The 11,851-nt window shown below is 62.2% G+C and carries 12 protein-coding genes; 6 read left to right on the top strand and 6 right to left on the bottom strand.

Annotated features, from left to right (window positions below):
- Positions 1-182: 182 nt before the first annotated feature.
- Both OPU96_RS08735 and OPU96_RS08730 read right to left on the bottom strand, forming a co-directional pair.
- Positions 183-638: a YaiI/YqxD family protein gene (locus tag OPU96_RS08735; RefSeq protein WP_305391723.1), complete on the bottom strand. Its 456-nt coding sequence runs from the start codon at positions 636-638 to the stop codon at positions 183-185.
- A 152-nt stretch (positions 639-790) separates the two neighbouring features.
- The gene (locus OPU96_RS08730) at positions 791-2,686 is read right to left on the bottom strand and encodes an FTR1 family protein (protein WP_498558967.1); all 1,896 of its coding nucleotides are present in this window, start codon (positions 2,684-2,686) and stop codon (positions 791-793) included.
- 257 nt (positions 2,687-2,943) lie between these two features.
- Here OPU96_RS08730 and OPU96_RS08725 point away from each other — a divergent pair, with 257 nt between their 5' ends.
- The 4 genes from OPU96_RS08725 to OPU96_RS08710 are packed head-to-tail and all read left to right on the top strand — an operon-like array spanning position 2,944 to position 6,087.
- The gene (locus OPU96_RS08725; protein ID WP_226454639.1) at positions 2,944-4,338 is read left to right on the top strand and encodes a COG3014 family protein; all 1,395 of its coding nucleotides are present in this window, start codon (positions 2,944-2,946) and stop codon (positions 4,336-4,338) included.
- A gap of 10 nt (positions 4,339-4,348) precedes the next feature.
- A complete protein-coding gene (locus OPU96_RS08720) occupies positions 4,349-4,720 on the top strand; it encodes a YcfL family putative periplasmic lipoprotein (protein ID WP_192297953.1) in 372 nt (123 codons plus the stop codon).
- A 35-nt stretch (positions 4,721-4,755) separates the two neighbouring features.
- The gene (gene lpoB, locus OPU96_RS08715) at positions 4,756-5,343 is read left to right on the top strand and encodes a penicillin-binding protein activator LpoB (RefSeq protein ID WP_049710984.1); all 588 of its coding nucleotides are present in this window, start codon (positions 4,756-4,758) and stop codon (positions 5,341-5,343) included.
- A gap of 3 nt (positions 5,344-5,346) precedes the next feature.
- The gene (locus tag OPU96_RS08710; RefSeq protein ID WP_305391725.1) at positions 5,347-6,087 is read left to right on the top strand and encodes a penicillin-binding protein activator LpoB; all 741 of its coding nucleotides are present in this window, start codon (positions 5,347-5,349) and stop codon (positions 6,085-6,087) included.
- Positions 6,088-6,227: 140 nt separating this feature from the next.
- Here OPU96_RS08710 and OPU96_RS08705 read toward each other — a convergent pair whose 3' ends face one another.
- The 3 genes from OPU96_RS08705 to OPU96_RS08695 form a co-directional block, all read right to left on the bottom strand.
- Entirely contained in the window at positions 6,228-6,860 is a 633-nt protein-coding gene (locus tag OPU96_RS08705) for a LysE family transporter (RefSeq protein WP_226454642.1), read from the bottom strand.
- A 72-nt stretch (positions 6,861-6,932) separates the two neighbouring features.
- Positions 6,933-7,487, bottom strand: coding sequence for a mechanosensitive ion channel family protein (locus tag OPU96_RS08700; RefSeq protein WP_192297956.1), 555 nt, complete (start codon positions 7,485-7,487; stop codon positions 6,933-6,935).
- The gene (locus OPU96_RS08695; RefSeq protein WP_192297957.1) at positions 7,487-9,397 is read right to left on the bottom strand and encodes an ATP-binding cassette domain-containing protein; all 1,911 of its coding nucleotides are present in this window, start codon (positions 9,395-9,397) and stop codon (positions 7,487-7,489) included. The genes OPU96_RS08700 and OPU96_RS08695 overlap by 1 nt, the downstream gene beginning before the upstream one ends.
- A 50-nt stretch (positions 9,398-9,447) precedes the next feature.
- On the opposite strand from OPU96_RS08695, the gene OPU96_RS08690 reads away from it, so the two are divergent.
- A complete protein-coding gene (locus OPU96_RS08690) occupies positions 9,448-9,912 on the top strand; it encodes a TIGR02444 family protein (RefSeq protein WP_226454644.1) in 465 nt (154 codons plus the stop codon).
- Here the strand turns inward: OPU96_RS08690 and OPU96_RS08685 are convergent.
- Complete coding sequence (locus OPU96_RS08685) at positions 9,909-10,949, bottom strand: AlgP family protein (protein WP_498558966.1); 1,041 nt, start codon at positions 10,947-10,949, stop codon at positions 9,909-9,911. The two genes, OPU96_RS08690 and OPU96_RS08685, sit on opposite strands and share 4 nt — an antisense overlap.
- A gap of 192 nt (positions 10,950-11,141) precedes the next feature.
- Between OPU96_RS08685 and OPU96_RS08680 the strand changes: the two genes are divergently transcribed.
- On the top strand, positions 11,142-11,819 hold the full coding sequence (locus tag OPU96_RS08680) for an FKBP-type peptidyl-prolyl cis-trans isomerase (RefSeq protein ID WP_226454646.1): 678 nt from the start codon (positions 11,142-11,144) through the stop codon (positions 11,817-11,819).
- The last annotated feature ends 32 nt before the right edge of the window (positions 11,820-11,851 follow it).

Here is an 11,851-nt window from a genome sequence, read left to right as displayed (position 1 = left end):
GTCCAAGCCTAAAATGTGTAAACGATGTCCCCGGTTTCAGATGTAAAGGATGTCTACGGTTCTACACCCGCGCTGGGGGGCGAAGCCGCCCTAAAACCAGGCACCTCGGTCTCCCTGAAACACCGCAGCGCTCTTATTGGGGCGGCTTCGCCCCCCAGCGCGGGGCAAGCCCGCTCACTACATCAGGGTTGGCGCATCAGGCGCGTGAGGATGCGGTCCAGGGCATTGGCGAACGCCTGCTTGTCCTTCTCGCCATGGGGCGGTGGCCCGCCGCCCATCTGGCCTTGTTCGCGCAGATCGGTGAACAGGTTGCGCACCGCCAGGCGTTCACTCATGTTCGCCGGGCTGAACTCCTTGCCCCGCGGGTCGAGGGCCGTAACGCCCTTCTTCACCAAACGATCCGCCAGGGGCACGTCGCTGCAGATCACCAAGTCGCCGGGCACCGCGTGCTCCACCAGATAATCATCCGCCGCGTCAGGGCCGCTAGGCACCACGATCAGCTTCACGCAGGCAAAGCTCGGCTTGATCTGGCTTTGTCCGGCCACCAGCACCACCTCGAACTGACGCTTGAGGGCGAACTTGACCACCTGGTCCTTGGCTGCCCGAGGGCAGGCGTCGGCATCGATCCATACGCGCATAAACACTCCTCATATCCACAACACAGTTCAACATGTGGGAGCGGGCTTGTGTGGGAGCGGGCTTGCTCGCGAAAGCGGTGGGTCAGCAATATATAGGCAAGCTGATACACCGCATTCGCGAGCAAGCCCGCTCCCACACTGACTGTGCCCGCTTAAGCAGTGGCGTGGCGCTTCTCAGCCAACCGACTGCGGCCATACAACACCACAATCGCCAGGATCGCCACCGCCTGCGCACTCAACGAGTACGCATCGGCATGAATCCCTAGCCAGTCAAAGTCAAAAAATGCTACCGGCCGCGTACCGAAGATGCCGGCTTCTTGCAGCGCCTTCACGCCATGCCCGGCAAACACCACCGACAACGCACACAGCAGCGCTGCGTTGATGCCGAAGAACAGTGCCAATGGCAGCTTCGCCGAACCGCGCAGGATCACCCACGCCAGGCCCACCAACAGCACCAGCGCCGTGGCGCCGCCGGCCAGCACCGCGTTGTGCCCGGCCGGACCGGCTTGCAGCCACAGGGTTTCGTAGAACAGGATCACTTCGAACAGCTCGCGGTACACCGAGAAGAACGCCAGCATCGCAAAACCAAAGCGCCCGCCGCCGCCAACCAGGCTGCTCTTGATGTAGTCCTGCCAGGCGGCGGCGTGACGACGGTCGTGCATCCACACGCCGAGCCACAGCACCATCACACTGGCGAACAGCGCCGTGCAGCCTTCAAGCAGTTCGCGCTGGGCGCCGCTGACGTCAATCACATACGCCGCCAGCGCCCAGGTCGCCAGCCCGGCCAACAGCGCCAGGCCCCAGCCGACGTTGACGCTACGCACCGCCGACTGCTGGCCGGTGTTGCGCAGGAACGCGAGGATTGCCGCCAGCACCAGGATCGCTTCCAGGCCTTCGCGCAGCAGGATCAGCAAGCCGGAGATGTAGCTCAACGACCAACTCAGGCCATCGCTGCCGAGCAAGCCGGCGGATTGCGTGAGCTTGCCCTTGGCCACGTCCAGGCGCTGTTGCACCTGCTCGATCGGCAACCCGTCCTGCAACGACTGCCGATAGGCCATCAGGGCTTTCTCAGTGTCCTTGCGCACGTTGGCGTCGACGTTGTCCAGCGAGCTTTCCACCAGCTCGAAGCCTTCCAGGTAGGCGGCGACGGACAGGTCGTAAGCCTGCTCGTGGTCGCCATTGCGGAACGCAGCGAGACTTTTGTCCAGAGTGCTGGCGGTGTAATCCAGCAACTGCGCCGGGCCACGCTTGACCTGCGGCGGTTGAGCACGCTGGGCGCGGAAGGTCGCGGCAGCGCTTGGGCCGCTGGCAGCGAGCACTTCATTTGGGGTCTGGCGGGCCAGGTCGGCGAGGTTGAAAGGTTGTTCGCTCTTCGCGGCAGCCGGGTCGGCGGTGAAACCGGCGATGTAGGTGGCCAGGTCCCAGCGCTGACGGTCGTCCAATTGATCGGCGAAAGACGGCATGTCCGTGCCTTCGACGCCCAGGCCGAGGGTGTTGTAGATCGCGTAGAGGCTCAGGCGATCCAGGCGCGTGGTGTCCGTCAGATTGGCGGGCGGCGGCGTCATGCCCATGCCCGCCGGGCCATCACCGGCCCCGGCAGCACCGTGGCACACCGAGCAATGCTGGGCGTAGAGCGGCGCGCCACGCGTCGGGTCAGGGGTGATCGCCGGAGCCTGGCTGACTTCATACGCCACCGCCAGTTGGGCACCCAATTGCCGGGCCTGGCGAGCCACGGTCGCGCCCTCGGCGTGAGCGGTCACGGCCGCCAGCAACTCATCGACGCCCTTTACCAAGTCGGCCCGCTCGGGCTTCGCCGGCAACTGCGCCACCAACCCCTGCAATACTCCGAGGAACTCCACCTGCTCACGGTATTCGGATTCATCGATGACCTTGCCCGCTTCCACGGTGGGAGGGTAGTCGGCGCCAATGTAGTCCAGCAAATGCAGGGCCTGTGGGGCGCCTTCGGCAGTCGCGGCCAGCAGGTTGAAGCTGCACGACATCAGCGCCGGTAGCATCAGCCAGGCGAGAAAACGGAAGGGGGCAGTCATGAATGAATCTCAAAGGGAAATACGAAGTAACACATTGTTGAGGTTTAACGGCTTTGACTCAAGGCGTTAGTGAATGGGCGTTTGCAAAACCCTTGAACCGATGATGGCACTTACCGCCGTAAACCGAGCAAAAAGCCATTGTTTTGCCACTGATGGCGCCTATAATGCCGCGCCCTGTTATCGCGAAAGGGTCTTTATTGCCTCATGTTTATGAGGAATCTGCACATCAGCTGGTTACTTTCAGGGAAGAAGTTTGCATGGCATTTCGCGCCGTTACCCCGCTTGCGCTCGTGGCAGTCACGTTGCTGTCCGGTTGCTCGATGTTTCGCAGCTACGACACCGAGCTGCAGGCCACCAACCAGCAATTGGCCACCGGCAATGTCGACGCGGCCCTGACCCTGTTGGAAAAGAACAACAGCAGCGAAGACAAAGACCTGCTGTATTTCTTCGAAAAGGGTGAGCTGCTACGGGCCAAGGGCGACCTGAGCGGCAGCCAGACCGCCTGGCGCAGCGCCGACCTGCAAGTCTACAAGTGGGAAGAATCGGTCAAGTTCGACAGCGACAAGTACCTCGCCCAGTTCGGCAGCTTCCTGGCCAACGACAAGGTGCGCCGCTACGAAGGCTACGACTACGAAAAAGTCATGCTGACCACCCAGATGGCCTTGAATCTGCTGGCCCTGAATGACTTCGACGGCGCCCGCACCGAAATCAAGAAGACCCACGAGCGCGAAGCCGTGATCGCCGACCTGCGTGACAAGGAGTACCTCAAGCGCGAAGACGACGCCGAGCGCCAGGGCGTGACCACCCAGCTCAAAGACCTGCACGGCTACCCGGTGCAAGCCCTCGACGCACCGGAAGTGGTCGGCCTGAAGAACAGCTACCAAAGTGCGTTCAGCCATTACCTGGCCGGTTTCGTCTACGAAGCCCTCGGCGAAAAAGACCTGGCTGCCCCCGGCTACCGCAAGGCCGCCGAACTGCGCCCGAACACTCCGCTGCTGGAGAAGGCCCTGCTCGACCTGGACAAATCCAAGGTCGGCGCCGATGAAACCGACGTGCTGATCGTGATCCAGAGCGGCCTGGCCCCGGCCCGCGATTCGATTCGCCTGCCGCTGCCGATCCCGATCAACGGCAACCTGGTGATCACCCCGCTGTCGTTCCCGATTATCAAGCCCGACACGTCCACCCAAGCCTTCGCCCAGATCGGCGTCGACGGCCAGCAACAGAACCTCACTGCGCTCAACAGCACCACCGCCATGTCCCGTCGCGCCCTGCGTGACGACATGCCGGGGATCATCCTGCGCACCACCGTGCGCGCCGTCAGCCGTGGCGTGGCGCAAAACAACCTGAACAAGACCAACCCCATGGCCGGCCTGGTACTAGGTATCGCCTCGGCCGTCGCCGAAGGCGCCGACACGCGCACCTGGCGCACCCTGCCGGACCTGACCCAGGTCACCCGCCTGCGCCTCAAGCGCGGCGAGCACCAGGTCAGCCTACCCAACGCTTTGGGCGGCACGCTGGTCACGGTCAAGGCCGACCAGCGTTACCAGGTGATCACCCTGCGCGTGGTCGGCAATCAGGTGTTCGCCGGCGGTCTCGCCGCCCACGTGGTGCCGAACGCGGCAACCCAAGCCATCGCCCTCAAACAACCTTAAGGAGCACGCTATGCGTCATTTCATCCTCGGCGCCCTGGCGCTGGTCCTGCTCGCCGGCTGCGCCACCCCGCCACCACCGGCCCCTGGCAGCGCCGCGAGCAAAATCGTGGTGATGGGCAAGTTCAAGGGCATCGCCGTCGGCGCCATTCGTGTGGCCCGCGAGAACGGTTTCCTCACCGCCAAGGTGCAGCTGAGCAACATCACCAGCAGCAACCAGATGATGTATTACCGCTTTGCCTGGCTGGGCGCCGACGGTTTCCCGGTGGGTGATGAAGAAGCCTGGAAGGTGCTGAGCCTGTACGCCAACCAGGCGACCTTCCTGCCGGCCATTGCCAACCTGCCGCAGGCGGCGGACTTCCGTCTTGAAGTGAAAACCCCTTGAGCCGTTCATCCTTTTTGCTGCTGAGAGATTTCCCCATGTTTGCACGCTTCTCGATTCTCGCCGTGGTTGCCGTCCTGGCCAGCGGTTGCTCCAACACGTCGCCGGTGCTGGGCGGTAAAAACATCAGCTACGGCGACACCAAGGCCGTGGAACTGGTCACCAACGAGTTCGGTTCCACCGACCTGCAGATGATCGCCGAAAGCATGACCCGCTCCCTCGCCCAGTCCGGCATCCTGCAAGGCCGCCCGGTGGTGCAGGTGTACGACGTGAAAAACAAGACCAGCGAGTACATCGACACCCGTGAGATCACCACGTCGATCAAGACCCAGCTGATGAAGACTGGCACCGCGCGCTTCGCCAGCGACAACACCGACATGCAGAGCCAGGTCGACCAGCTCAAGCTGCAAAACCAGAGCGGTCTGTACAAGAAGTCCACGGTGAGCAAGACCGGCAACATGGTCGCTGCCAAGTACCGCCTGGAAGGCTCCATCAGCTCCATCGTCAAGCGCAGCTCGGACTACAAGGACGTGTTCTACAAATTCAGCCTGCAGTTGATCGACGTCGAGAGCGGTCTGGCTGAATGGATGGACGAAAAAGAAATCCGCAAGACCACGGAGCGCTAAGCAATGCGTGCATGGATCGGCATGATCGGCCTGTTGTGTGCCTTTGGCGCCACGGCCGCCCCGAAGATCGCGGTGACCGACCTGGCCTATCAGGCGCGGGTCGAGGAATACATCCACCAGGTCTCGGCCAGCAACAACTTCCAGGCAAGCGCGTACAACGCCAGTGGCGCGTCGAGCTACAGCGAGTACGAAAGCCGCTCCAGCTACATCGAGCAGAACGAGCTGCGTAAATTCAGCGGTGACATCAAGGGCGAGATCCTCAAGTCGCGCCAGTTCCAACTGGTGCAGGGCACGCCTTACACCGCCGATGCCACAGCTGACGTGTATGACGTGATCAAGCGCATCAAGGCCGGCAATTTCAAAGGCGCGGACTACGTGCTGTTCGGCACCCTGTCCGACATCGACTTCACCCAGGACCTCAACGCCATCGACCGCACCAACAGCTACTCGGCGGTGCTGGGCCTGACCCTGGTGGCGGATTTCAGCCTGATCAATACGCGCACCTTCGAGATCACCTCGGCGTTTACCGCCATGGGCGAAGGCCAGGACACCAAATTGGTCAGCAGCCGCGATGTGCGTGTGAGCCTGAACCGGCCGCGGGTGGTGAAGGAAGTGTCCAAGACGTTGGGGGAGGATGTGGCACGGCAGTTGGCAGAACAGTTGGGCGGCGGCTATCAAGCGCCAGACCAGCCGGTGCTGCGCAACAACTTGCCGAGGGATGAAGCACCGAAGATCTTGCGCTGATCAGCTATCTCACAGGCAACATAAAACCAATGTGGGAGCGGGCTTGCTCGCGAATACGGTGTATCAGTCAGCACATCAGTGACTGACAGACCGTATTCGCGAGCAAGCCCGCTCCCACTTTTTTAATCCGGTTTCGACAGTTATGCCGTGGCGCGGTGCAGGCTGGCAAGGAAGCCAGCGGCCCCCACGAACAACCCCGCAAACGTGCGATTCATACGCTTCTGCTGCTTAGGCGTACGCAACAACCGCAACACCTTCGACGCCAGCCCCGTATACCCCGCCATCACGATCATATCCACGCAGATCATCGTGGCGCCCAGGATCAGGTACTGGATCAGCAGCGGCGCCTGCGGGTTCACGAACTGTGGCAGCACCGCGAGCATGAACACCAAGGCCTTGGGGTTGCTCGCGTTGACCAGGAAGCCACGGAACATCATCGCCAGCGGCTTGCCGATCGGGCGCACGGCCGCGTCGTCGGTCATGTCCACGGGCAAGGCGCGCCATTGCTTGATGGCCAGGTACACCAGGTACGCCACGCCAAACCATTTGATCGCATAGAACGCTGTGGAAGACGTCGCCAGAATGGCACCCAGGCCGCCGGCGACCACGGCAATCTGCATCGCCAGGCCGATTTGCAGGCCGATGGCGTTCCAGTAGCCGCGCGCGAAACCGTATTGCAGGCCGCTGGACATCGAGGCGATGGCGCCGGCACCAGGGGAAAGAGAGATGACCCAACTGGCCACGAAAAAGGCCAGCCATGTATCGAGTGCCATTACACACCTCATTTCAAATTCGTCGTGAGCGTTAAGCTAACTCCGAGCAACGAGGCCTGGCTATAGATTTTTTTAAGCGGGTGTGATCCAGCGACGCACCGAGCGTTGGAAGAACAGGCTGTTCGGCACCTGCACCATCGCACTGTCAGTCCCGGCCTCCGCGACTTCGATCAGCGTGGTGTACAGCAGGTTGATCGCCACCACCCGACCTTTCACCCCGGGTTTGTCGACCGTGTCGACCAACTCGACGATGTCACCGATGCGAAATGGCCCGACGGTGAAGATCAGGATTGCGCACAGCAGGTTGGAGAGCACCGACCACATAGCGAAGAACGCCACGGCGGCCACGGCGACAAACCCCGACAGCGCCGTCCACAACACCGTGGCCGACACGCCCACGCGCTCCAGCACAAAGATCAATGCACTGCCCATGATCAGCCAGCGCAGACCGCCGCGAAGCGGCATCAGCAGCTGAGGCGGGAACGGATAACGCTGGCCCAGGCGCGTCAGGCCCTTGGCGACAAAACGCTGGGCCAGGTAGCCGGCCAGCAGGATCAGCAGGATTTGCACACCAATCCATACAGGCGCGATCCATTGCGCCGGCAGCGGCAGTTGCAGCGCTTCCATCAGGACAGCGCCTCCAGCTCCGCTTGCAGGGTTTCAAGCAACTCGAGGGCCTCCATCCAGGTTTCCTCCAATTGCCCTTCACGCACCTTGAGCTTGGCCTGTTCGGCCAGCAGGTCGCGCAATTCGTCCTTGCGCGCGGCTTCGTACACGGCGCTGTCGCCCAGGCTGGCTTCGATCTTGGCCAGGCGCTCGTGCACCTTGCCCAGCTCGGCTTCCAGTTTGTCGGCCTCGCGCTTGTGCGGCGCCAACTGTTGACGCAATGCGGCAGCGGCCTGGCGCTGGGCTTTCTTGTCGGTCTTGTCCGGGTTGACCGGGGTGTTGCTGACCGGCGCGTTGCGCAGGCGGTAGTCGGTCAGCCAGCGTGCGTAGTCGTCGAGGTCGCCGTCGAACTCTTCGACTTTGCCGTCGGCCACCAGCAGGAAGTTGTCGGTGGTGCTCTTGAGCAAGTGGCGATCGTGAGACACCACCAGTACCGCACCGCTGAACTCCTGCAAGGCCATGGTCAGCGCCAGGCGCATTTCCAGGTCCAGGTGGTTGGTCGGTTCGTCGAGCAGCAGCAGGTTCGGCCGGTCCCAGGCGATCAGCGCCAGGGCCAGGCGGGCCTTTTCGCCGCCGGAGAAATTCAGCACCGGCTCGTCGATGCGAGCGCCACGGAAGTCGAAACCACCGAGGAAGTCACGCAAGGTCTGCTCGCGCTCGGTCGGCGCCAGGCGTTGCAGGTGCAGCAGCGGGCTGGCCTTGGAGTCGAGGGAGTCCAACTGATGCTGGGCGAAGTAGCCCACCACCGTGTTCTCGCCACGGGTCAGGCGCCCGGCCAGCGGCTCAAGCTCGCCCGACAGGTTCTTGATCAGCGTCGACTTGCCCGCGCCGTTGGGACCGAGCAAACCGATGCGCGCGCCCGGCGTGAGCTGCAGCTTGACCTTCTCCAGGATGGTTTTGTCGCCATAACCCAGGCGTGCATCCGAGAGGTCCAGCAGCGGGCTGGAAATTTTTACCGACTCGCGGAAGACAAAGTCGAACGGCGAATCGACGTGGGCCGCCGACAGCTCTTCCATGCGCTCCAGCGCCTTGATCCGGCTCTGGGCCTGACGGGCTTTGGTGGCCTGGGCCTTGAACCGGGCGATGTAGCTTTCCATGTGCGCACGCTGCGCCTGCTGCTTCTCGAAGGCCTGTTGCTGCTGGGCCAGGCGCTCGGCGCGGGCGCGTTCGAACGCAGTGTAGCCACCACGATAGAGGGTGATTTTCTTCTGTTCGACGTGGGCGATGTTGTCGACCACGGCGTCGAGGAAATCCCGGTCGTGGGAAATCAGCAGCAAGGTGCCCTGGTAGCTCTTGAGGAAATCTTCCAGCCACAGGATCGCATCGAGGTCCAAGTGGTTGGTCGGTTCGTCGAGCAGTAACAGGTCGGACGGGCACATCAGCGCCTGGGCCAGGTTCAGGCGCATGCGCCAGCCACCGGAGAAGTCGGCGACCGGGCGATCCATCTGTTCGTTGGTGAACCCCAGGCCCGCCAGCATCTTGCGCGCACGGGCGTCGGCGGTGTAGCCGTCGGCACTGTCGAGCTCCGAATGCAGACGCGCCTGGGCGGCACCGTCCTGGGCTTTCTCGGCCTCGGCCAGGTCGTGCTGCACCTGGCGAAGGCGCAAGTCGCCATCGAGCACGTAGTCGATCGCGATGCGGTCCAGGGTGTCGATCTCCTGGCGCATATGGGCGATGCGCCAGTCGGCCGGCAGCAAGCAGTCCCCGGAATCCGGGGTCAGCTCACCCAGCAACAGGGCGAACAACGTGGATTTGCCGGCGCCGTTGGCACCGATCAGGCCGGCTTTGTGACCGGCGTGCAGGGTCAGCTCGGCGTCTTCGAGAAGACGTTGCGGGCCACGCTGTAATGTTAGGCTTTGAAGTCGGATCATAATGGCGGCGGAGTCTACCAGCTTCGTTGGCCGCTGGCTTGGGTGTGAATATGTGCGCTGACCTGTGGAGCTTTGCCCTCTCGACTTACGCCCGTCCGGGCGTCGAAAGCACGTGCCTGCGCTTGCAGGAACACGGGGCGGATGTGTGCCTGCTGCTCTGCGCTGCATGGTTGGAGCAACGCGGTGTTGCACTTGAGCCTGGGCGCGTTCATGCACTGCAACAGCTCGCCCGCCCGTGGCGCGCACAGGTGATTGAACCCTTGCGACAGCTGCGCACGCAATGGCGCGCCTTGGCGCAGCAGGACGAATCACTGGCGCAGTTGCGAGAGCGGGTCAAAAGTCTGGAGCTGGATGCCGAACGGCAATTGCTGGCACGCCTGGAAACGCTGGCGCTGGAATGGCCAACCGGTGTGAAAGGTCACCAGCCGTGGCTGGAAGGATTGGCAGCCGAGGATGCCGCCAACCTTGACCATGACGCGCTGCAACAGCTGCGCGTCATGGTCACCGGCACTTAGGAAGCGCTGGTTGGAGTGGTGCTTGGTGCTACCGGCGCAGCAGCTGGAGCAGCAGCTGGCGTGGTGGACGCTGCCGGGGTAGCCGCTGGTGTTGCAGGCTTGGCCGGTGCGGCTTTAGCAGCGACCGGCTTTGCAGCAGCAGGTTTTGCGGCTGGCTTGGCGGCTGGTTTCGCGGCAGCAGGTTTGGCCGCTGGCTTGGCGGCTGGTTTCGCAGCAGCAGTTTTAACAGCTGGCTTGGCGGCTGGTTTTGCAGCAGCGGCTTTGGCAACTGGCTTGGCGGCTGGTTTCGCAGCAGCAGTTTTGGCAGCTGGCTTGGCGGCTGGTTTTGCAGCAGCGGCTTTGGCAACTGGCTTGGCGGCTGGTTTTGCAGCAGCAGTTTTGGCAGCTGGCTTGGCGGCTGGTTTCGCAGCAGCAGTTTTGGCAGCTGGCTTGGCGGCTGGTTTTGCAGCAGCGGTTTTGGCAGCTGGCTTGGCGGCTGGTTTTGCAGCAGCGGCTTTAGCAACTGGCTTGGCGGCTGGTTTTGCAGCAGCGGTTTTGGCAGCTGGCTTGGCGGCTGGTTTTGCAGCAGCAGTTTTAACAACTGGCTTGGCGACAGCAGCTTTGGCTGGGGCTTTTGGCGCAGCGGCTTTTGCCGGGGTGCGAGCGCCCAGCACTTTGGCTACGGCGTCCTTCACACGACCAACGCCCTGGGCCAGTTTCAGGCTTTCTTGAGCGTCTTTTTTGAGTTGGGAGATGTAGCCGCGGGTTTCGGCTTGGCGATCCTTGAGGGCATCCAGCAGGTCCTCAAGTTCTTTGACTGCGTCTTTGGCTTTGGCTTGTGCCTTGGCCTTGCCGGCAGTGGCGGCGTCTTGCAGTTTGGTGCGGGATTTGTGCAGCTTCTCTTGCGCTTTACCGCGTTGTTTTTCCAGCTTGGCGAGCAGCTTTTCTGCATCGGCCAAGGCTTGGGAACAAGCGCTTTCCAGATGTTCGAGCAGGCTGCCCGAAAGTTGTTGGAGTAAATGCAACGGGGTATTTACAGGCTTCTGTTTGGCCGACATGGTTTACCTCCTGGCTGACGTGGGTGCGGCTCATACTAGCCCTCTGCTCTTACCGCCGCTAGGGCATGTTGACAGTATCGTTTGCCTGGCGTTGCACCGTGCGAAAATTCTTATCGTCATAACGAAAATACACGACACTTTTTACCGCCTCGCACTGGCATAATCCGTCGCACTTTCGGCGGGAGGATGCCCATGTCGCGTTACCTTTTTCTTGTATTGGGCCTGGCGATTTCAGTGGCCAATGGGAGCGAGCAATCGTCGTCCAAAACCACTGACCAGAACCGGCACGACCTCGCTTACAGCCTGGGCGCCAGCCTCGGCGAACGCTTGCGCCAGGAAGTCCCCGACTTGCAGATCCAGGCCTTGCTCGACGGCCTCAAGCAAGCCTATCAAGGCAAGCCGCTGGCACTCGATAATGCGCGCATCGAACAGCTGCTGGCCCAGCACGAAGCACAGAGCGCAGCCGACGCACAGGCACCTCAAAGCGAAAAAGCACTCGCCGCAGAACAGCAGTTCTTGAGCAAGGAAAAAGCCGTTGCCGGCGTGCGCGAACTGGCCGACGCAATCCTGCTGACGGAGCTGGCACCAGGCAGTGGTCCGAAGCCATTGGCGACGGATGAAGTGCAGGTCAAATACGTGGGACGACTGCCCGATGGGACGGTATTCGATCAGAGCACGCAGCCCCAATGGTTCCGCCTGGACAGTGTGATCAGCGGCTGGACCAGCGCGCTGCAACAGATGCCGACGGGCGCAAAATGGCGCCTGGTCATCCCCTCTGCCCAGGCCTACGGCGCCGACGGTGCAGGCGAGTTGATCCCGCCCTACACGCCCTTGGTCTTTGAGATCGAATTACTCGGCATCCGCCACTGACCCAATAAAAAACGGCGCGTAAAACGCGCCGT

The organism is Pseudomonas sp. RP-B7 (assembly GCF_059803535.1).
The sequence above is the reverse complement of the archived record's forward strand: the minus strand, read 5'-3'. Positions and strand labels throughout refer to the sequence as shown.

Excerpts from the sequence above, each read along its gene's own strand:
- OPU96_RS08735 (WP_305391723.1), bottom strand. The coding sequence starts at position 638 with ATGCGCGTATGGATCGATGCCGACGCCTGCCCTCGGGCAGCCAAGGAC.
- OPU96_RS08730 (WP_498558967.1), bottom strand. The coding sequence starts at position 2,686 with ATGACTGCCCCCTTCCGTTTTCTCGCCTGGCTGATGCTACCGGCGCTG.
- OPU96_RS08725 (WP_226454639.1), top strand. The coding sequence starts at position 2,944 with ATGGCATTTCGCGCCGTTACCCCGCTTGCGCTCGTGGCAGTCACGTTG.
- OPU96_RS08720 (WP_192297953.1), top strand. The coding sequence starts at position 4,349 with ATGCGTCATTTCATCCTCGGCGCCCTGGCGCTGGTCCTGCTCGCCGGC.
- lpoB (WP_049710984.1), top strand. The coding sequence starts at position 4,756 with ATGTTTGCACGCTTCTCGATTCTCGCCGTGGTTGCCGTCCTGGCCAGC.
- OPU96_RS08710 (WP_305391725.1), top strand. The coding sequence starts at position 5,347 with ATGCGTGCATGGATCGGCATGATCGGCCTGTTGTGTGCCTTTGGCGCC.
- OPU96_RS08705 (WP_226454642.1), bottom strand. The coding sequence starts at position 6,860 with ATGGCACTCGATACATGGCTGGCCTTTTTCGTGGCCAGTTGGGTCATC.
- OPU96_RS08700 (WP_192297956.1), bottom strand. The coding sequence starts at position 7,487 with ATGGAAGCGCTGCAACTGCCGCTGCCGGCGCAATGGATCGCGCCTGTA.
- OPU96_RS08695 (WP_192297957.1), bottom strand. The coding sequence starts at position 9,397 with ATGATCCGACTTCAAAGCCTAACATTACAGCGTGGCCCGCAACGTCTT.
- OPU96_RS08690 (WP_226454644.1), top strand. The coding sequence starts at position 9,448 with ATGTGCGCTGACCTGTGGAGCTTTGCCCTCTCGACTTACGCCCGTCCG.
- OPU96_RS08685 (WP_498558966.1), bottom strand. The coding sequence starts at position 10,949 with ATGTCGGCCAAACAGAAGCCTGTAAATACCCCGTTGCATTTACTCCAA.
- OPU96_RS08680 (WP_226454646.1), top strand. The coding sequence starts at position 11,142 with ATGTCGCGTTACCTTTTTCTTGTATTGGGCCTGGCGATTTCAGTGGCC.